This is a genomic window from Cellulomonas sp. KU4C (genome assembly GCF_056868065.1).
In genome coordinates, this window is the sequence record NZ_CP200322.1 from 3143557 (window position 1) to 3164120 (window position 20564).

15 protein-coding genes are annotated in these 20564 nt (G+C 73.7%); 1 reads left to right on the forward strand and 14 read right to left on the reverse strand.

Annotation, left to right across the window (positions count from 1 at the left end; all coding sequences use genetic code 11):
• Positions 1 to 7: 7 nt before the first annotated feature.
• The 11 genes from AC1VL8_RS14980 to AC1VL8_RS15030 all read right to left on the reverse strand — a co-directional run bounded on the left by AC1VL8_RS14980 (position 8) and on the right by AC1VL8_RS15030 (position 14286).
• The gene (locus AC1VL8_RS14980; RefSeq protein ID WP_483075723.1) at positions 8 to 430 is read right to left on the reverse strand and encodes a type IV pilin protein; all 423 of its coding nucleotides are present in this window, start codon (positions 428 to 430) and stop codon (positions 8 to 10) included.
• Positions 431 to 703: 273 nt separating this feature from the next.
• Positions 704 to 3565 (reverse strand): PilT/PilU family type 4a pilus ATPase, encoded by a 2862-nt coding sequence (locus tag AC1VL8_RS14985; protein ID WP_483075724.1) that lies wholly within the window; start codon positions 3563 to 3565, stop codon positions 704 to 706.
• Between the two features lie 103 nt (positions 3566 to 3668).
• The gene (locus AC1VL8_RS14990; protein ID WP_389229378.1) at positions 3669 to 5342 is read right to left on the reverse strand and encodes a GspE/PulE family protein; all 1674 of its coding nucleotides are present in this window, start codon (positions 5340 to 5342) and stop codon (positions 3669 to 3671) included.
• A 155-nt stretch (positions 5343 to 5497) separates the two neighbouring features.
• On the reverse strand, positions 5498 to 6379 hold the full coding sequence (locus AC1VL8_RS14995; protein ID WP_483075725.1) for a shikimate dehydrogenase: 882 nt from the start codon (positions 6377 to 6379) through the stop codon (positions 5498 to 5500).
• A complete protein-coding gene (gene mltG, locus AC1VL8_RS15000) occupies positions 6376 to 7548 on the reverse strand; it encodes an endolytic transglycosylase MltG (RefSeq protein WP_389229384.1) in 1173 nt (390 codons plus the stop codon). The genes AC1VL8_RS14995 and mltG overlap by 4 nt, the downstream gene beginning before the upstream one ends.
• On the reverse strand, positions 7545 to 8069 hold the full coding sequence (ruvX, locus tag AC1VL8_RS15005; RefSeq protein WP_483075726.1) for a Holliday junction resolvase RuvX: 525 nt from the start codon (positions 8067 to 8069) through the stop codon (positions 7545 to 7547). The genes mltG and ruvX overlap by 4 nt, the downstream gene beginning before the upstream one ends.
• A 77-nt stretch (positions 8070 to 8146) precedes the next feature.
• On the reverse strand, positions 8147 to 10840 hold the full coding sequence (gene alaS / locus AC1VL8_RS15010) for an alanine--tRNA ligase (protein WP_483075727.1): 2694 nt from the start codon (positions 10838 to 10840) through the stop codon (positions 8147 to 8149).
• A gap of 147 nt (positions 10841 to 10987) precedes the next feature.
• Positions 10988 to 11494 carry a hypothetical protein gene (locus tag AC1VL8_RS15015; protein ID WP_389229390.1) on the reverse strand — a complete coding sequence of 169 codons (507 nt, stop codon included), beginning with the start codon at positions 11492 to 11494 and terminating at the stop codon, positions 10988 to 10990.
• Positions 11491 to 11856, reverse strand: coding sequence for a DUF948 domain-containing protein (locus tag AC1VL8_RS15020; RefSeq protein ID WP_389229393.1), 366 nt, complete (start codon positions 11854 to 11856; stop codon positions 11491 to 11493). Before AC1VL8_RS15020 ends, AC1VL8_RS15015 begins: the two co-directional genes overlap by 4 nt.
• A gap of 165 nt (positions 11857 to 12021) precedes the next feature.
• Positions 12022 to 12648: a 30S ribosomal protein S4 gene (gene rpsD / locus AC1VL8_RS15025; RefSeq protein ID WP_389229396.1), complete on the reverse strand. Its 627-nt coding sequence runs from the start codon at positions 12646 to 12648 to the stop codon at positions 12022 to 12024.
• Positions 12649 to 12858: 210 nt separating this feature from the next.
• Positions 12859 to 14286 (reverse strand): replication-associated recombination protein A, encoded by a 1428-nt coding sequence (locus tag AC1VL8_RS15030; RefSeq protein ID WP_389229399.1) that lies wholly within the window; start codon positions 14284 to 14286, stop codon positions 12859 to 12861.
• 92 nt (positions 14287 to 14378) lie between these two features.
• Between AC1VL8_RS15030 and AC1VL8_RS15035 the strand changes: the two genes are divergently transcribed.
• Entirely contained in the window at positions 14379 to 16616 is a 2238-nt protein-coding gene (locus AC1VL8_RS15035) for an MMPL family transporter (protein ID WP_483075728.1), read from the forward strand.
• 24 nt (positions 16617 to 16640) lie between these two features.
• Here AC1VL8_RS15035 and AC1VL8_RS15040 read toward each other — a convergent pair whose 3' ends face one another.
• The 3 genes from AC1VL8_RS15040 to AC1VL8_RS15050 form a co-directional block, all read right to left on the reverse strand.
• Complete coding sequence (locus AC1VL8_RS15040) at positions 16641 to 17486, reverse strand: GNAT family N-acetyltransferase (protein WP_483075729.1); 846 nt, start codon at positions 17484 to 17486, stop codon at positions 16641 to 16643.
• Positions 17483 to 19297: an aspartate--tRNA ligase gene (gene aspS / locus AC1VL8_RS15045; RefSeq protein WP_483075730.1), complete on the reverse strand. Its 1815-nt coding sequence runs from the start codon at positions 19295 to 19297 to the stop codon at positions 17483 to 17485. Before aspS ends, AC1VL8_RS15040 begins: the two co-directional genes overlap by 4 nt.
• Positions 19298 to 19376: 79 nt before the next feature.
• Positions 19377 to 20489 (reverse strand): Rv2578c family radical SAM protein, encoded by a 1113-nt coding sequence (locus AC1VL8_RS15050; RefSeq protein WP_483075731.1) that lies wholly within the window; start codon positions 20487 to 20489, stop codon positions 19377 to 19379.
• Between the last annotated feature and the right edge of the window lie 75 nt (positions 20490 to 20564).

Consider the following 20564-nt stretch of genomic DNA (forward strand, 5'->3'; position numbering starts at 1 on the left):
CAGCCGATCAGGGCTGCAGGCCGCCCTTGGCGCTGTCGTACGTGTACAGCGTGCCGGTGCCGTCCGTGCTGTTGATGCCGGTGATCGTGTAGGTGCCAGAGCCACCGTTGGTGTACTTGATGGTGGTGTTGGCGTTGCTCAGGTTGACGACCTTGGTGTCCGTGCCGGTCACCAGAGTGATCGTCTTACCGGAGGAGTCGACCGAGGCCGGGTAGGCCTGCTTGTTCACGAAGGCGGTCTCGACCTCGTTCGCGACCGTGCGCAGGTCGGACTTGATGCCGGCGTCGACCGCGCTCTTGCGCTGGTTGAGGAACACCGGGATCGCGATGGCCGCGAGGATGCCGATGATGATGACGACGACGAGGAGCTCGATGAGCGTGAAGCCCTTGTCGTCCTTCTTCGCCATGGCCTGGTGGATGCGAGCGATCATGCTCAACTCCTGTTTCAGATTCGGATTCAAGGTAGTCAGTCGGCGGTGCTCCCGGGGAGCGCCGCCGATGAAGATTTCGGGCTCCTGGAGGTCCGACTTGAGGCCGTCACGGGGCCAATCTCCGAATCACCCGTTCGCCGCACCAGAACCGGTCGAACCGGACATTAAAGGATGAAATGCGTCACCCGTTCGGGTGGGCGTCGTCGCTGGTCAGGCGCGCGAACGGGCGACGCCGCAGAGGTCCCGCGACGTCGCCCGTGCGTTTGTCCGGCGCTACTGGACCAGCTCGTAGATCGAGAAGATCGGCATGTACAGCGCGACGATCATGCCGCCGATGAGGCCACCGAGGACGACGATCATCAGCGGCTCGATGAGGCTGGTCAGCTGCTCGGTGGTGGATTCGACCTCCTGGTCGTAGAAGTCCGCCACCTTGGCCAGCATCGTGTCGAGCGCGCCGGTGTCCTCGCCCACGGCCATCATCTGGGTGACCATCGGCGGGAACACCGGGTGATCGGCCAGCGGCCCCGCGAGCGAGTGACCGGTGCGCACGGACTCCTGCACGGCCTTGGTGGCGCGCTCGATGACGATGTTGCCGCTGGTCTCGCCGACGATCTCGAGGGCCTGCAGGATCGGCACGCCCGCGTGGATCATCGCGCCGAAGTTCCGGGTGAACCGGGCGATCGCGATCTTCTGGAACAGCTTGCCGAACACCGGCATCTTGAGCTTGACCGGGTCGAGCTTCTCCCGCACCGCACGGTCGTTCTTGTGCTTGCCCCACCAGAACGCGAACACGATGACCGCGACCACGATCGGGACGATGGCCCACTTGAGCCCGGCGGACAGCATGACGAGGAACTGGGTCGGTGCCGGGAGGTCGCCGCCGAGCGAGGCGAACATGTTCTCGAAGATCGGGACGATGAACAGCAGCATCCCGACCACCGCGAGGATCGCGATGATGAAGACCACGACCGGGTAGGTCATGGCGCTCTTCACCTTGCCGCGCAGCTTGACCTCGGACTCGAAGTTCGTGGCGATCGACGTCAGCACCTCGTCCAGGAAGCCGCCGATCTCACCGGCTCGGACCATGTTGATCATCAACGGCGGGAACACCACCGGGTGCCGACCGAGCGCGACCGAGAACGCGACACCGGTCTCCACGTCGTTGCGCACCTGGGCGAGCACCTTCGCCAGCGGCTTGGACTCCGTCTGCTCCGTGAGGATCGCCAGTGCACGGATCAGCGACAGGCCGGAGCTGATCATCGTCGCGAGCTGCCGGGACGCGATCGCGAGGTCCTTCAGCGTGATCTTCTCGCCGATGCCGGCGATCGAGATCTCCCGGCTGAGCCCCGTGTTCCTGACCTCGTTGATCGAGAGGGCAGCCATGCCCATCTCGCGCAGGCGGCTCGCGACCGCCGCCTCGTTGGCCGCGTCGACGCGGCCCTTGACGATCTTGCCCGCGCGGTCGCGGACCGCGTACTCGTAGGTCTTGGAACCCGTTGCCGTCGTCGTCGCCATCAGTGTGCCTGCATCCCGTACGCGTCGTGGCCGAGGCCGGCGGAGCCCTGCGTCTGGCCGCCGGAACGGCCCGTGAGCCGGTTGAAGTCCTCGATGTGGTGGCACTTCTCCAGACCGACCTCGTAGCTGATCGAGCCGTTCTTCACGAGCTCGGCGAGGTGCTGGTCCATCGTGTGCATGCCCTGCTGGGCGCCGGCCTGCATGGCCGAGTAGATCTGGTGGGTCTTGCCCTCGCGGATGAGGTTCCGGATCGCGGGGGTGGCGATCATGACCTCGGTCGCGACCGAACGGCCGATGCCGGTGGTCCGCTTGCACAGCGTCTGGCTGACGACGCCCTGGATCGCGCCGGCGAGCTTGCGTGCGCACCTGCGCCTGCTGCGACGCGGGGAACACGTCGATCACGCGGTCGATGGTCTGCGCGGCGTCCTGGGTGTGCAGCGTCGCGAACACCAGGTGACCGGTCTCGGCCGCCGTCAGCGCCACCGAGATGGTCTCCAGGTCGCGCATCTCACCGACCAGGATGATGTCGGGGTCCTGACGCAGCACGTGCTTGAGCGCGTTCGCGAACGAGTGGGTGTCCTCCCCCACCTCGCGCTGGTTCACCAGGGCCTTCTTGTGCCGGTGCAGGAACTCGATCGGGTCCTCGACCGTCATGATGTGGTCCGCGCGGGTGCGGTTCGCGAGGTCGATGATCGACGCGAGCGTCGTCGACTTGCCGGAACCGGTCGGGCCGGTGACCAGGACCAGCCCGCGCGGCAGGCCGGCGAAGGTCGAGACGATCGGCGGGACGCCGAGCTTCTCCAGCGGCTTGATCTCGTAGGGGATCACGCGGAACGCGGCGCCGAGCGACTCGCGCTGCTGGTACAGGTTGAGCCGGAACCGGGCGAGCCCGCGGACCGAGTAGGACAGGTCGAGCTCGAGGTTCGCCTCGAACTTCTCCCGCTGCTTCTGGGTCAGCACGGCGTAGATGGTCCGGCGCAGCGCCTCGGCCTGCATCGGCTCGAAGCCCTCGAGCGGCTGCAGCGACCCGCTCAGCCGGATGGTCGGGGCGGCGCCGGAGGTGAGGTGCAGGTCGGAGGCGCCGGCCTGGACCATCGCGGTGAGGGTCGCGTCCAGGTCGAGGTCGCCCTCGCGGGCACGGTCGCCCTGACCGGCGCGCTGCGGAGCGGCCTGCCGGAGCGCGGCGCGCGTGCCGGCCGGCGCGGGGCGCTGCTCGGCGGGCGGGCTCGCCGGGGACGGGGGCGACGCTGCCGGGGCGGGCGTCGGGACGGACGGGGCGGGCACGTGCGCCGCGGGGACGCCGCCGTACGGCGGGAGCCCGGCGGGCGGGGCCGTGGGGTGGGCGTACGCGCCGACGGGCGGGATGCCCGGAGCACCGTGGGCCGCGCCCGGAGCACCGTGGGCACCGACGGGCGGCGCGCCGGGCGCGGGCGCCCCAGCGGGACCACCCGCGTAGCCGGGCGGCGGACCGGCGGGGGCACCGTAAGGGGCGAGGGCCGGGACCGGCCCGGAGCCCGCAGCGGGCGCGCTCGGGGTCGGGACCCCGGCGCCGGCGGGCACGTACGGCGGCAGCGCCCGCGCGGGCTGCTGCAGCGGGTCACCCGGGTAGGGCTCGGTCACCGTTCCACCTCTTCTGTCGCGCGCCGCGCACCCGCGGCGTCCCGTGCGTACTCATCGGTCGCACCGGTGCCGCTCTTGAGCGTCCGGGCGGTGAACCAGCCGGTCACGCGACGACCCGCAGGATCTCCTCGAGCGAGGTCTGCCCGAGGACGACCTTCTGCCAGCCGTCGTCGCGGAGCGTGATCATCCCCTGCTTGCGCGCCGTGGCGCCGATCTCGGCGGCGGAGGCGCGGGCGACCGCGAGGCGCTCGATCTCCTCGCTGACCTCCATCACCTCGTGCAGCGCGACGCGCCCGCGGTAGCCGGTGCGGGAGCACGCGACGCAACCGACCGGCCGGAACATCTCGGGCCGCTGCTCCCCCGGCACCCACGGGAAGCGCGCGGCGACGAGCTCCTCCTCGGTCGGCACGTACGGCTCGCAGCACTTGGCGCACAGCCGGCGCGCGAGCCGCTGGGCCACGACGGCGTCGAGGGCGGAGCCGACGAGGAACGGCTCGATGCCCATCTCGACGAGGCGGGTGACCGCGGACGGCGCGTCGTTGGTGTGCAGGGTGGACAGCACGAGGTGGCCGGTGAGCGCCGCCTCGATGGCGATCTGCGCGGTCTCGTGGTCACGGATCTCACCCAGCAGCACCACGTCGGGGTCGGACCGCAGGATCGAGCGCAGCGCACCCGCGAACGTCAGGCCCGCCTTGGGGTTGACCTGCACCTGGTTGATGCCGGGGAGCCGGTACTCGACCGGGTCCTCGACCGTGATGACGTTGATCTCCGGCTTCGACACGGCGTTGAGCGTCGCGTAGAGCGTGGTCGACTTGCCGGAGCCCGTCGGACCGGTGACCAGGATCATCCCGTAGGGCTTGGTGTACGCCTCGCGGTACGTCTCGTAGTTGTGGTCGAGGAACGCCAGGTCCCGCAGGTCGAGGCTCGCCGTGGAGTTGTCGAGGATACGCATGACGATCTTCTCGCCCCACACCGTCGGCAGCGTCGCGACGCGGAGGTCGATCTTCCGGCCGTTGTGCGTGACCGACATGCGGCCGTCCTGCGGCTTGCGGCGCTCCGCGATGTCGATGTCCGACAGGATCTTGACGCGCGAGATCACGCCGCCCTGGATCTGCTTGGGCGAACGCTGCATCTCGTGCAGCACGCCGTCGATCCGGTAGCGGACCCGCAGGTCGTGCTCGGTGGGCTCGATGTGGATGTCGGACGCGCGGTCCGAGATCGCCTGCGTGACCAGCAGGTTCACGTATCGGACGATCGGGGCGTCGTCGTCGACGACGTCGCCCATGTTGCTGAGGTCGACCTCGGGAGCGCGGTTCTCCTCCTCGAACGCCGAGGACAGGTCGTCGATCTCCCCGTCCGCGCGGCAGTACCGGTCGATCGCCCGGCTGAGGTTCTCGAACGTCGCGACGATCGGCAGCACCGCCATGCCGGACACCGTGCGCACGTCGTCGACCGCGACGACGTTGCCGGGGTCGGCGGTCGCGAGCACGAGCGCCCCGTCCTGGAACCCGACGGGCAGCACCGTGTACCGCCGGCACAGGGCCGCGGGGACCATCGACACGGCCGACCGGTCGACCTGGTACTCGTCCAGGTCCACGAACGACATGCCGACCTGGCGCGCGAGCGCCGCCACGAGCTGACCCTCGGTGAGGATGCCGATCTCGACCAGCGTCCGACCGAGCGACTGGCCGCGGGCCATCTGCTCGTCCAGCGCCGCCATCAGCTGCGCCTCGCTGACCAGGCCCTCGTCCAGCAGGATCTCGCCGAGCTGCTTCACCCCGTGTCCCTCCGTCCGGGGCAGGCGGTGCACCTGCCCCGTTCAGCCCATCGGCAGGACCGGCCGGTGAGATGAGGGACGAGGGCAGATCGGTGCCCGGGACCGAGGTCCCGGGCCGGGTGAATCGGCAGGGGCCCCGTCCCTGGTGGGGCGGGTCAGGCGGGCGCGGACGTCCCGTCCAGCGCGGCGCCGAGCGCCGCGTCCATCGCCGCGAGCGGGCCGGGGCGACCCGTCATCAGCCGCACCTGCTCGACGGCCTGGTGCAGCAGCATCCGCTCCCCCGGCACCGCCGCGCCGCCCCGGGCCGCCCACACGGACTGCAGCGCGGTGGGCCGCGGGTCGTACGCCACGTCGAGCAGCACCGCACCGGGCCGGAGCGGGTCGACCCCGCGCGCGAGGTCGGCCGCGAGGTCGTCGGCGGCGTGCGGCGGCAGCGTCGACACGACGAGGTCGGCGCGGGTCAGCGCGTCGAGCGCGCCCGTGAGCGACCGGAGGACGGGCTCGACGCCCATCCGGTGCGCGGCCCGGGTCAGCCCGCCGGTGCGACCGAGCGAGCGGACGTGCACGACGGGCGTGGTGCAGCCGAGCTCGGCGAGCGCGGCCAGCGTGGACGCCGCCGTCGCGCCGGCACCGAGCACGACCGCGGTCGGCCGGTCCGGGAGCCCGGCGGGGCCGGCGCCCTCGCGCAGCGCCGCGACGATCCCGTGCACGTCGGTGTTGGCGCCCGTGAGCACCGGCCGTCCCCCGCCGGGCTGCACCAGGAGCGTGTTCACCGCGCCCACGACGTCGGCCAGCGGCTCGACGTGGTCGAGCAGCGGGATCACGGCCTGCTTGAGCGGCATGGTGAGGCTGAGACCCGCCCACGTGCCGTCGAGCGCGGCGACGAACGCGGGCAGCTGCTCCTCGGTGACGTCGACCGCCTCGTAGGACCAGCCGTCGAGGCCGAGCGCGCGGTACGCGGCCCGGTGCAGCAGCGGGGACAGCGAGTGGGCCACCGGGTGGCCGAGGACGGCCGCCCGGCGCCCGCTCGTCGTCATCCGCCGTTCGCCTCCTGCCAGGCGCGCAGCTCGTCCCGGTTCGCCTCGTGCTCCGGGAAGGTCTCCGCGAACTTGGTCTCGCCGGTGTCGAGGTTGACGGTCACCCAGTAGAGCCACGGCCCGTCCGCCGGGTTGAGCACCGCGTCGATGGAGACCTCGCCGGGGTTCGCGATCGGCGTCGGCGGCAGGCCGGTCACCTTGTAGGTGTTGTACGGGTTGTACGGCGGCTGGGCGTCGCGGGTGTCCGCGTACGTCAGCTCCGTCCCCGACTTGCCCAGGCCGTAGGCCACGATCGCGTCGATCTGCAGCGGCATGCCGATGTCGAGGCGGTTCTGGATCGCCCGCGCCATCTTCGCCCGGTCCTCGTCCAGCTTGCCCTCGCGCTCGACGATCGACGCCTTGTTCAGCACCGTCTCCCACTGGTCCTGCGGGACGCCCTTGCTGGTGAGCAGCGACGTGGTCCGCGCGACCATCTGGGACAGCACGCTGGCGGCGCTGGAACCGGGCTCGATCTCGTAGGTGGCCGGGAACAGCCAGCCCTCGACGTTGCCGCCCGCCTCCGCGGGCAGGCCGATGGCGGCGGGGTCCGCGGCGGCGGCCTGCAGGTCCTCGACCGGGATCGTCGTGATCTCGTACAGCCGCTGGTAGATCTGCTGCGCGGTGTACCCCTCGGGGATCGTCACGCGGGACGACACGCGCGCCTCGGGGTCGAGCAGGGCGACGACGGCGTCGCTCGCCTTCATCTCGAGCAGCAGCGTGTAGGTGCCGGGCTGGATGCCGACCGCGGCGGGGTTGGCCGCGTACGCGTCCGTGAACGCCTTGGCCGTCGCGACGACCCCGGCCTCCTCGAGCGTCGCGCCGATCGCGCCGCCGGTGTCACCGGCGGCCACGGTGACCTGGACCTCGCCGCTGCCGGGGCCCGGGTAGTCCGAGACGCCGGTGTCGCTGCCGCCCCCGACTCCGGTGAACAGGCCGCCGAAGATGCTCCAGACGACGAACGCGGCACCGCCGAGCAGAGTGAGCGCGAGCACGAGCACGACGACCGTGCGGCGACGGCGGTGCTTGCGTCGCTGCACGCGCTGCTCGGCGCTGTCCCGGCGTGACCGGCGCGAGGGCGGGGGCGCCTCGTGGTTCTCCTGCTGCGGAGCCCCGAGGAAGAGGTCGCTCACTCGGTCGTCCCTTCGGTTCGTCCTGGCTGTGCCACGTCCTGCGGACCCCCCGCGCGCTCACCCGGTGCGTCCACCTGGCGGGCCGGGACGACCCGCTCGCCGGGCCGTCGGCCCGAGGAACGCTCCGCGTCGAGCGCGGTCTGCAGGATCACCACCGCGGCCGCCTGGTCGACGACCGCCCGGTGACGTCGCCCGGACCGGCCGGACGCGTGCAGCGCCTGATGGGCGGTGATGGTGCTCATCCGCTCGTCGACCAACCGCACCCCGACGGGTGCGACAGCCTGCGCCAGCGCACCAGCGTACGCGCGCGCGGCCTGCGCCGCAGCGCCCTCGTCGCCGGACAGGTGCCGTGGGAGCCCCACGTACACCACCGCGGCGTCCCGCTCGGCGACCTCGGCGACGATGTCGGCCAGGTCCCCGGGCAGGTCACCGGCGTCGACGGGGTCGGTGTCGCGGGCGAGCGTGGCCACCGGTGTGGCCACGAGTCCGTCCGGGTCGCTGGCCGCGAGTCCGACGCGCACCGATCCCACGTCGACCGCGAGGCGTGCCCCGCGGACGACGGGTTCGGCTGCCCGGGTGCGGGGCTTGGCGCCCGGCCTCAGGCGCCCGCTCCGACCGTGTCGCGGATGCCGGCCAGCGCCTCCGGCAGGCGCGCCGCGTCGGTGCCGCCGCCCTGGGCGAGGTCGTCCTTGCCGCCGCCGCCGCCACCGAGGACGGTCGACGCCGCCTTGACGAGCGCACCGGCGCGGACCCCCCGCTCGCGCGCCGCCGCGTTGGTCGCGACCACCACGACGGGCCGGCCCTTGGCCACGCCGCCGACCGCGACGACCGCGGGCGCGGACTCGCCCAGGCGCGACCGGACGTCCAGCACGAGCGTGCGCAGGTCGTCCGCCGCGACCTCGCCGGCGTCGTGCGTGACGACCCGGGTGCCGCCGACGTCCTGCGCGCCCGCGGCGAGCGAGCCGGCCGCGGCCAGCACCTGGGCGGCGCGCAGCGCGGCGAGCTCCTTCTCGGACTCCTTCAGCCGGCTGACCAGGGACGACACCCGGTCGGACAGCTCGTCCGGGCGGGCGCCGAGCAGGCCGGACAGCTGGCCGACCAGCGCGTGCTCCTTGGCGTGGAACCCGTACGCGCCGTCGCCCACCAGCGCGTCGACCCGGCGGACGCCGGAGCCGATCGAGGACTCGCCGAGCAGCGTGACCAGGCCGAGCTCACCGGAACGGCGCACGTGGGTACCACCGCACAGCTCGCGGGACCAGTCTCCGCCGATGGACACGACGCGGACCTGGTCGCCGTACTTCTCGCCGAAGAGCGCCATCGCGCCGAGCGCGCGGGCCTCGGCGATCGGCATGGTCTGGTCGGTGACGTCGAGGTTCTCCTGCAGGCGGGTGTTGACCCGCTCCTCGACCTCGGACAGCACGCCCGCGGGGACGGCCTGGCCGGACCGGAAGTCGAACCGGACGCGGCTGGGCGCGTTCTCGGACCCGGCCTGGGTCGCGGAGTCGCCCAGCGCCTCCTGCACGGCCTTGTGCACCATGTGCGTCGCGGTGTGCGCGCGGCTGATCGCGAGGCGGCGCGCGGTGTCGATCGTCGCGACGCCGGGCTCGTCGAGCGTGACCGTGCCCTCGACGAGGCGGCCGCGGTGCACCGGCAGGCCCTTGACGGGCGCCTGCACGTCGTCGACCTCGACGGTCGCGCCGCCGTCCAGCACGATCGTGCCGTGGTCGGCCAGCTGACCACCCATCTCGGCGTAGAACGGCGTGACGTCGAGGACGATCTCGACGTCGGCGGGCGCGGTCGCGGCGGGCGCGGGCACGCCGTCGACCAGCAGGCCCACGACGCGGGACCGCGACGCGGACTGCTGGTAGCCGACGAACTCCACCGGCTTCGCGCCGGACCCGCTGAGCGTCGCGTGCAGGTCCTGGTAGGCGGCGGTGTCCGCGCGGCCCGCGCGCTTGGCCAGCGCGTCGGCCCGGGCGCGGTCGCGCTGCGCCTGCATCAGGGTGCGGAACGCCTTCTCGTCCACGGAGACGCCCTGCTCGGCCGCCATCTCGAGCGTGAGGTCGATCGGGAACCCGTAGGTGTCGTGCAGCTGGAACGCCTTGTCGCCGGTGAGCAGCGGCTTCGTGCCCGCGCCCGCCTGCTTCGCCTCGTTCACGGCGAGGTCGAGGATCGACGTGCCCGACACCAGGGTGCGCAGGAACGCCTCCTCCTCGGCGTACGCGACGCGGGAGATGCGGGCGAAGTCGCGCTCGAGCTCGGGGTACGAGGCGGCCATCGCGTCCTTCGACACGGGCAGCAGCGTGGGCAGCGCGGGGGTCTCGACGCCGAGCAGGCGCATCGCGCGCACGGCACGGCGCAGGAGGCGGCGCAGCACGTACCCGCGGCCCTCGTTGGACGGCGTGACGCCGTCGCCCATCAGCATGAGGCCCGAGCGCACGTGGTCCGCGACGACGCGCATCCGCACGTCGTCCTCGTGGTCCGCGCCGTACCGGCGGCCGGAGAGCTGCTGCGCGGCCTCGATGACCGGGAACACCTCGTCGATCTCGTACATGTTGTCGACGCCCTGGAGCAGGAACGCGACGCGCTCCAGGCCCATGCCGGTGTCGATGTTCTTCTGCTTGAGCTCGCCGAGGATCGGGAAGTCCTCCTTGCCGCCCCCGTCGCCGCGCTCGTACTGCATGAACACGAGGTTCCAGATCTCGATGTAGCGGTCCTCGTCCACGACGGGGCCGCCCTCGGCGCCGTACTCGGGGCCGCGGTCGACGTAGATCTCCGAGCACGGGCCGGCGGGGCCGCGCGCACCGGTGGACCAGTAGTTGTCCTTCATGCCGCGGCGCTGGATGCGCTCGTCCGGCAGGCCGGCGATCTTCTTCCACAGCGCGGCGGCCTCGTCGTCGGTCTCGTAGACCGTGACCCAGATCTTCTCGGCCGGGAACCCGTAGCCGCCCTGGTCCTGGGGGGTGGTGATCAGCTCCCACGCGTGGGTGATCGCCCCCTCCTTGAAGTAGTCGCCGAAGGAGAAGTTGCCGTTCATCTGGAAGAACGTGCCGTGCCGGGTGGTCTTGCCGACCTCCTCGATGTCGAGGGTGCGCACGCACTTCTGCACGCTGGTGGCGCGCGGCCACGGCGCGGTCTGCTCGCCGAGCATGTACGGGATGAACGGCACCATGCCGGCGATCACGAACAGCGTGGAGGGGTCGGGCGAGATCAGCGGGGCCGAGGGCACCACGGCGTGGCCGCGGGCCTCGAAGAAGTCGAGCCAACGCTGGCGGATCTCGGCGGTGCGCATGGTGTCCTCGTCATCTCGCGGGCGGGGTGGCGTCCCGCCGTCCTCGTGCTCAGCGTCGCACCGGGCGGGGGTGTTCCCGCGGGGGCGACCGGGTGCAGCCTAGGGCGCTGCGGGCCCGGGGTCAGGCACCCGGGCCTCGGTGGGTGGTCAGAAGGAGTACGGCAGGTCGCCGTCCTGGTCGTCGGGGTCGTCGGTCGGCTCGTCCGCCCAGCCGCGCCGCGACCGGGCGGCGCGGGCGGCCACGCGGGCCTCCGGGTCGTGCTGCCAGGCGGGCGGGGTGGACCCGGAGGGGTCGTCGTGCAGCCCGTCGCGCTCCGCCCGCCGCGCCGCACGCTCGGCGCGGATCGCGTCCACGTCGACGTCGCCGACGAGGTCGTGGCGCAGCTGCTGCTCGCGCTCCGCCATCCCGTCACGGAACGCGCGCCGGGCGTCCGAGAACGACCGGACGGCGCCCGCGGTGGTGGCGCCCGCGCGGAACGCGGTGCGCACGGCCCGGGCGGCGGTCGTGGCGGTGGTGGCCGCGCCCGTGGCGGGGCCGCCGGCGTGGGCGCCGTGGGCGGCCGGCGCGCCGGTCACCCCGTCGAGCAGCCCGAGCCGCTTGGCACCGGCGACCGCGGCAGCGGCGCCGACGGCGACCCAGAGCAGGCGGCTCATCGCCCGGACCTCCCCCGGCCCGTGAGGCCGGACAGCGCGCGGCGCACGCCGTAGGAGAACGCGGCGACCTTGATCATCGGGCCCCCGACCGTCGCCGCGAACAGGGACGTCAGCGCGGAGGCGTTCTGCGTGATCTGCGCGGCGGACGTCGTGATCGCGTCGACCCGCTCGAGCTGGGTGTTCGTCGAGGAGACGGTGGTCGCGGCCTCGTCGAGGATCGGCACGGTGTGCTCGGTGATCTCGCGGACCGAGGTGCGCGTCTCGTCCAGCACCCGCCCGAGCTTCACCAGCGGCACGGCGAGCGCGCCGACCAGCAGCACGAAGGCGATGGCCGCGATCAGCCCCGCGATGTCTCCCAGCATGGTCAGCCCTTCAGCTCGTGCCGGTGGTGCCCGGCGCTCCCGCGAAACCCTACCCGGCACGGCCGGGTCGACCGTGCCGTCCTGCACGTGGCCCCGGAACGCCGCGACGCCCCGGCACCGGCCCTGACGGGCGGCACGGGGGCGTCGCGGGTGGACCGGGTGCGGTCAGCGGGCGTAGTACTCCACGACCAGCTGGACCTCGCACGTGATCGGGACCTCGGCGCGCTTCGGGCGGCGGACGAGGACGGCGCTCAGCTTCTCGAGCTGGACGTCGAGGTAGCCCGGCAGGGCCGGCAGCACGTCGCGGTGGGCGCCGGCGGCGGCGACCTGGAACGGCACCGTGGTCTGGCTCTTGGGCTTGATCTGCAGGGTCTGGCCCTCCTTCACGCGGAAGGACGGACGGTCCACGATCTTGCCGTCGACCAGGACGTGACGGTGCACGACCGTCTGGCGCGCCTGGAGGATGGTGCGGGCGAAGCCGGCACGCAGCACCAGGGCGTCGAGGCGGGTCTCGAGGTCCTCGACGAGGGCCTCACCGGTCAGGCCCGGGGCCTTGCGGGCGTCCTCGTACGCACGGGCGAGCTGCTTCTCGCGGAGCGCGTACTGGGCGCGCAGACGCTGCTTCTCGCGCAGACGCACCGCGTAGTCCGACTCGGTGCGGCGACGGGCGCGGCCGTGCTCACCGGGCGGGTAGGGGCGCTTCTCGAAGTGCTTGACGGCCTTGGGCGTCAGCGCGAGGCCGAGGGCGCGCGAGAGGCGCACCTGGCGACGCGCACGGGTCACGTTGCTCATGAGGATCTTCCTGTCGTTCGTACGGCACACCCGGTCCCGGCGACTCCGGGGCGGGCGCGGGGCCGACCTTGGTGCGTCGGGGGCTGCGAGACGAGCCGTGGGCCCCCGGGACGCGGCTAAGACCCCAGGCGGCCGTCCGGCACACGGCGCGGACGACCTGTCGACTCTACCGGGACCGGGTCGGATCACCTAACCGGTGGCGGCGCGCGGCTACGGCGCGTCCGGTCGCGGCGGCGGTGCCTGGTCCAGGACCGACCGGATGCGGCCCAGCCGCTCGCCGACCTGCCGCTCGTAGCCGTTGTCGGTCGGCGTGTAGTAGCGGCTGCCGACCAGGTCGTCCGGCAGGTACTGCTGCGCGGCGATCCCGTGCGGGTGGTCGTGCGCGTACAGGTAGCCCTTGCCGTGGCCGAGGGCCTTCGCGCCCGCGTAGTGCGCGTCCCGGAGGTGGCCGGGCACGGCGCCGATCCGACCCGCGGACACGTCGGCCAGCGCGGCGTTGATGCCGTTGTACGCCGCGTTCGACTTCGGCGCCGTCGCGAGGTGCACCACCGCCTCCGCGAGGATGATCCGGGCCTCGGGCATGCCGATCAGAGCGACGGCCTGCGCGGCGGCGACCGCGGTCTGCAGCGCCGAGGGGTCCGCCATCCCGACGTCCTCCGCCGCGGAGATGACGATCCGCCGGGCGATGAACCGCGGGTCCTCCCCCGCCGCGATCATCCGCGCCAGGTAGTGCAGGGACGCGTCGACGTCGGACCCGCGCACCGACTTGATGAACGCGCTGATCACGTCGTAGTGCTGGTCGCCGTCCCGGTCGTACCGCACGGCCGCGACGTCGATCGCCCGTTCGGTGGTCGCCAGGTCGACCTCGGCCGGCTGGTCCGGGTCCGGCGGCTCGGCGTCCGGGTCGGCCAGCCGCTCCGACCGGGCCGCCAGCGCGGACCCCGCCGCCGCCTCGAGGATGGTCAGCGCCTTGCGCGCGTCGCCGCCGGCCAGGCGCAGCAGGTGGTCCTCGGCGTCCTCGGTGAGCCGGACCGCACCGCCGAGGCCGCGCTCGTCCTCGACGGCCCGGCGGATCAGCGCGCGCACGTCCTCGGTGTCGAGCGACCGCAGGGTCAGCAGCAGCGACCGGGACAGCAGCGGGGAGTTGACGGAGAAGCTCGGGTTCTCGGTCGTCGCCGCGACCAGCGTGACCCAGCGGTTCTCGACGCTCGGCAGCAGCGCGTCCTGCTGGGCCTTGGTGAACCGGTGCACCTCGTCGATGAACAGCACCGTCTCCGAGCCGTCCGCCGCGAGCCGCCGGCGCGCGTCCTCGACGACCTGGCGGACGTCCTTGACCCCGGCGGTCACGGCCGACAGCTCCACGAACCGGCGGCCGGACGTCGTCGCCACGAGGTACGCCAGGGTCGTCTTGCCCGTCCCCGGCGGCCCCCACAGCACCACCGACGAGGGCGCGGCCCGGCGCGTCGTCTCGTCGCCGGGCTCGACCAGGCGCCGCAACGGCGAACCCGGGACGAGCAGGTGGGCCTGGCCGGCGACCTCCGCCAGGCTGCGCGGACGCATGCGCACCGCCAGCGGTGCGCCCGCTGACAGCGCGGGGGTCCCCTGCGCCGTCGAGGTCACCGCGTCGAACAGATCCATGCCCGCGAGCCTACGCACGCCGTCCCCCACGGCGCGCACCGCAGGTGCCGGCGGGGTGCGCCGGACCGTCCCGGCCTGAGATGCTGACCGGCGTGCTCGACAGACTCGGCCTGACGGTCGCCCGCCACCCCCGCCTGACGGTCCTCACCTGGGCGGTCGTCGCGGGCGCGTGCCTGTTCCTCGCGCTCGTCGGCGTCGGCGGCCAGAACCTGTTCGACCGGCTCACCACCGGCGAGCCCACCGTGCCCGGCTCCGACAGCGCCCGCGCCGGCGAGCTGCTGTCGGAGACGAGCACCGCGGGTGCGTCGCTGAGCCTGGTCGTGCAGGGCGTCGACCCGGCGACCGAGGGCCTCGCGGACGCCCTCGCGCCCGCACGCGACGACGTCGCGGGGGTCGAGGGCGTGGTGTCCGTCATCGACCCGTTCGTGCTGCCCGACGGCCCCGCGAACCCCGCCGCAGCGCCGCTGCTCGCGCAGGACGGCGACGGCTTCCTCATGGTCGCCGAGCTCGACCCCGCGCTGTCCGCGGACGACCGGGCCGTCGCGCTGGCGGACGTCGAGCGGCACCTCGCCGCCGTGCCGGGCGCGCTGGACGGCGTCGCGCCCGGGGCGACCGGGCTGGTCGGGGGCGGGTCGCTCATCGTCTCGGCGATCACCGACCAGGTGAAGCAGGACCTCACCACCGGCGAGGCGATCGCGCTGCCGGTCGCGTTGCTCATCATGGTGCTGGTGTTCGGCGGGTTCCTCGCCGCGGCGATGCCGATGGTGGGGGCGCTGGCCTCGATCGCCGGCGGGCTGGGTGCCCTGGTCGCGCTGTCGCACGTGATGGACGACCTCGAGTCGTCGGTGGTGAACGTCGTCACCGTGCTCGGGCTCGGGCTGTCGATCGACTACGGCCTGCTGATCGTGTCGCGGTTCCGCGAGGAGCTGGGCCGTGCCCTCGGCGACGACGCCGGGGCGGGCGCGCGCCGTCGTCGCGGCGACGGGGCCGTGCTGACCGCGCTGCTGGCCACGATGCGCACCGCCGGGCGGACCGTGGCGTTCTCCGCCCTGACGGTCGCCATCTCGATCGCCGGGCTGCTCGTGTTCCGGCAGGACATCCTCCGGGCGTTCGGGGCCGGTGCCGTCGCCGTGATCGTGTTCGCCGTCGCGACCGCGCTGACCCTGGTCCCCGCGCTGCTCGTGCTGACCGGCCGCCGGCTCGCCCGACCCGGCCTGCTGTCCCGCGTGCCCGTGCTGCGCGGCCTGCTCGCCCGGACCGCGGACGTGCAGGCCGACGAGGGCGTGTTCTCCCGGCTCGCGACCCGCGTGCAGCGCCGACCGTGGTGGGTGATGGGGGGCACCCTCGCGGTGCTCCTGGTCCTCGCGACGCCGCTGCTGCACCTCGAGCTGCGCAACTCCACGACCGAGCTGCTTCCCCTGTCCAGCCCGCAGCGGGAGTTCGTCGCCCTGCTGGCCGAGCAGTACCCGGCGTCGTCGTCGCCGTCGGTCACGGTGGTGGCGCGCGCGGACGCTGCCGAGGCGGCGGCGGTGGTCCCGCAGATCGAGGCGCTGCCCGGGGTCGCCTCCGTCGACCCCCCGGCGACCCGGGACTCGGTGGTCGTGATCGGCGTGCGCCCCGAGGGCACCGACCCGGGCGGCGCGACCGCCCAGGAGGTCGTGCACGGGCTGCGCGACCTGGACCTGCCGTTCGACGCCTACGTCGGCGGTCAGGCGGCCAACCAGATCGACTTCACCGACGCGCTGCTCGACCGCGCACCCTGGGCGCTGGGGATCGTCGCGGTGGCGACCCTCGTGCTGCTGTTCCTCATGACCGGGTCGGTCCTGGTGCCGGTCAAGGCGCTGCTGACCAACGCCGTCTCGCTGTGCGCGTCGCTGGGCGTGCTGGTCTGGGTGTTCCAGGACGGGCACCTGTCCGGCCTGCTCGGGTTCGAGCCCACCGGCGGGATCGAGACGTACGTGATCGCGCTCGTGATCGCCTTCGCGTTCGGCCTGGCGATGGACTACGAGGTGTTCCTGCTGTCCCGGATCAAGGAGCTGCACGACGCGGGCGTCCCGAACGACGAGGCGGTCCGGCTCGGGCTGCAGCGGTCGGGCCGGGTCATCACGTCGGCCGCGGCGATCATCGTCGCGGTGTTCGCGGGCTTCGTCGCCGGCGAGCTGCTGGTGATCAAGGAGGTCGGGTTCTCGCTCGCGGTCGCCGTGCTGGTCGACGCGACGCTGGTCCGGCTCCTGCTCGTGCCCGCCACGATGACGGTGCTGCAGGAGGCGAACTGGTGGGCGCCCGGCCCGCTGAAGCGCCTGCACGCGCGTCTCGCGATCACGCACTGACGCACGGACGCCGCCCGCACGGCGTCAGGGACGGCGCAAGGTCGTCAGGCGGTGCACCGTCGCGAAGCCGAGCCGGTGGTAGATCCGCCGCGCGCCGTCGTTGTCGTCCCACATCCCCAGCGACACCCAGTCCAACCCGTCGCCGAGCAGGCCGCGGGTGGCCGCCGCGGTGAGCCCCGCCCCGAGGCCGCGCCCGCGCGCGGCGGGCAGCACGCCGAGCCCGTGCAGGTGCGCCGAGCCGCGACCGCCCGGCCGGCCGACCCGCGGGCCGGCGCCGATCACGCCGCCGAGACCGCCGCGGCCGTCCTCGACGCCCCACCAGCGCTCGCCCGCACCGGCGGGGTCGGCGTCGGTCGTCGGGTTGGCCGCCGCGAGGCACGCGCGGATCGCGTCGCCCTCGGCCGCGGGGTCGAGCTCGCGGACCACGCGCTCGCCGTCGACCGGCGCAGGCGCGGCGCCGGCGACCATCCACTCCCAGCCCGTGCGCGCGGGCCGCAGCCCGAGCCGGCCGAGGTCGTCCGGCGTCAGGTGCGGCATCGCCGCGGTCTCCACCCACGCGAACCGGTGCGCGGGCGACCCGGCGGCGGAGGCGCGCCAGGCGTGCTCGGCGACCAGGACGGCGGCCGCACGGGGCTCGCCCGACGCGAGCAGCATGGTCGCCGGCGCCCCGCCGTCGTCGGGGTGCCCCGGAGTCGACGTGCGCTGCACCGCCCGCTGCACGAGCAGCATCGCGTCCCCCGCGGTCCGGACCTCCGCCGGGCGCCACCAGGTGCGCTCGTCCAGCAGGAACGGGTCGTCCGCCCACCGCGCGGGGAGCGCGGGGTCGGACGACCCGTCCGGGGTGGTCGCCGCGTCGGCGACCCGCGTCACTGCCGCGCGGGGGCCGCCGCGTCCGCGACGGGGGTCTCGGCCTTCGGCGCGGCCGGGGCCTTCTCCTGGGCGTCGACGCCGGCCTCGCGGCGCTGCTGGGCGGTGATCGGCGCCGGAGCACCGGTCAGCGGGTCGTAGCCGCCGCCGGACTTCGGGAACGCGATCACGTCGCGGATCGACTCCGAGCCGGTGAGCAGCGCGACCACGCGGTCCCAGCCGAACGCGATGCCGCCGTGCGGCGGCGCGCCGAACTGGAACGCGTCGAGCAGCCAGCCGAACTTCTCCTGGGCCTCCTGCTCGCCGATGCCCATGATCGCGAACACGCGCTCCTGGACGTCGCGGCGGTGGATACGGATCGAGCCGCCGCCGATCTCGTTGCCGTTGCAGACGATGTCGTACGCGTAGGCCAGCGCCTCGCCCGGGCTCTCCTCGAACCGGTCGATCCACTCCGGCGTCGGCGACGTGAAGGCGTGGTGCACGGCGGTCCAGGCGCCCTCGCCGACGGCGACGTCGTCGTCCTCGCCCGTGGGCTTGAACAGCGGCGCGTCGACGACCCACACGAACGCCCACTGCGACTCGTCGATCAGCCCGCCGCGGCGGCCGATCTCGAGGCGCGCGGCACCGAGCAGCGCCCGGGCCTCGGACGCCTTGCCGGCGGCGAAGAACACCGCGTCGCCCGGCTGCGCGCCGACGGCGGCGACCAGGCCCTCGCGCTCGGCCTCGGAGATGTTCTTCGCGACCGGGCCGGCGAGCGTGCCGTCCTCGGCGACCGTGACGTACGCGAGGCCCTTGGCGCCGCGCTGCTTGGCCCACTCCTGCCAGGCGTCGAACCCGCGCCGCGGCGTCGAGGCGCCGCCGGGCTGGACGACCGCACCGACGTACGGAGCCTGGAAGACGCGGAACGGGGTGTCCGCGAAGAACGAGGTCAGCTCGACCAGCTCGAGGCCGAACCGCAGGTCGGGCTTGTCGGAGCCGAACCGCGCCATCGCGTCGGCGTACGTCATCCGCGGCACCGGGGTCGGCACGGTGTAGCCGATCAGGTCCCACAGCGCCACGAGGATCTGCTCGCCGAGCGCGATCACGTCGTCCTGGTCGACGAACGACATCTCGACGTCCAGCTGCGTGAACTCCGGCTGCCGGTCGGCCCGGAAGTCCTCGTCGCGGTAGCAGCGGGCGAGCTGGTAGTAGCGCTCCATACCGCCGACCATGAGCAGCTGCTTGAACAGCTGCGGGGACTGCGGCAGCGCGTACCAGGAGCCCGGCGCCAGGCGCGCGGGGACGACGAAGTCGCGGGCGCCCTCGGGGGTGGAGCGGGTCAGCGTCGGGGTCTCGACCTCGACGAAGTCCTGCGCGTCCAGCACGCGGCGCGCGGCCTGGTTGGCCTTGGACCGCAGGCGCATCGCCTTCGCGGGCTCCGGCCGGCGCAGGTCGAGGTACCGGTGGCGCAGGCGCGCCTCCTCGCCCACGGGCTCGTCGAGCGACGACGACACCTGGAACGGCAGCGGCGCGGACTCGTTGAGCACGACGACCTGCTGCGCCACGACCTCGACCTCGCCGGTCGCGAGGTGGCTGTTCTCGTTGCCGTCCGGGCGGCGGCCGACCTCGCCGGTGACCTGCAGGACGTACTCGGCGCGCAGGCCGTGGGCGACGGCCTCGTCGCGGATGACGACCTGGGCGATGCCCGAGGCGTCGCGCAGGTCGACGAAGGCCACCCCACCGTGATCGCGCCGGCGATCCACCCACCCGGTCAGGGTGACGGTGGTGCCGATGTGCTCGGCCCGCAGCGAGCCGGCGGTGTGGGTGCGCAGCACGACAAGTCCTCTCAGGTGGTGGGGCGCTGCTCGGAGCAGCCCGGCGAGTCTACTGCCGACCCGGCCGTCGCCGCCGCCGTCAGAACAGCGCCGGCTGCACGACACCGGCCCGCATCGCACCGGTCACCGCACCGGGGAGCAGGCTCACGGGCACCTCCGCGGCCTGCCGGGGCCGGAACCGCCACGGCGCGGGCGTGGCGACCCCCGCGGTGCCGCCGGCCGCCGGGTCCGTCGTCGGGACCTCGGGCAGGTCGAGGCCGTGCCGGCGGCGCAGCGGGCGCACCCGGTCGGACAGCCACCGGCGGTACTCCTCGGGGACGTAGGCGCCGTCCCCGTACAACCGCCGGTACTTCGCGACGAGCGCCGGCCGGTGCTCCGCCAGCCACCGGAGCATGAGCGGGCGCACCGGGCCGCGCAGGTGCAGCGGGATCACCGAGACGCCCGACGCGCCCGCCTCGGCGAGGTCGCGGAACAGCCCGTCGAGGTGGTCGGTCGAGTCCGTCAGCCAGGGCATCACCGGCGCGACCATCACCGTGCAGGGCAGCCCCGCGTCCCGGACCGCGCGGATCAGCGCGAGGCGGGCCCGCGGCGTCGGCGTGCCGGGCTCCATCGCCTGCTGCAGCTCCTCGTCCCCGATCGCGAGCGACACGGCCACGCTCACCCCGACCTCACCGGCCGCCTCGACCAGCAGCGGCAGGTCGCGGCGCAGGAGCGTGCCCTTCGTCAGCAGGGACAGCGGCGTGCCGGAGTGCGCCAGCGCGCCGATGATCCCGGGCATCAGGGCGTACCGGCCCTCCGCGCGCTGGTACGGGTCGGTGTTGGTGCCGAGCGCGACGTGCTCGTGCGCCCAGGACCGGCGCCGCAGCTCGGCGGCGAGCACCTCGGCGACGTTGGTCTTCACGACGATCTGCGTCTGGAAGTCCTCGTCCGGTCCCAGGCCGAGGTACTCGTGCGTCGGGCGGGCGAAGCAGTAGGTGCAGGCGTGCAGGCAGCCGCGCATCGGGTTGACCGTCCACCGGAACGGCATCGCGGACGCCTCGGGCACCTTGTTCAGGGCCGACTTCGCGTGCACCTCGTGGAACGTCACGCCCGCGAACTCCGGCGTCCGGACCGAGCGCTGCAGGCCCGCGAGCGCCAGCCCGGGCAGCGCGCCGTCGGGCTGCCCCGTCGTCTTCTGCCCGTCCCACCGCATGGCTCGATTCGAACACGTGTTCGACCTCGGCGCAAGCACCGCGGTGCTCAGCATGCTGGGCTTCCGGTTGCCGGG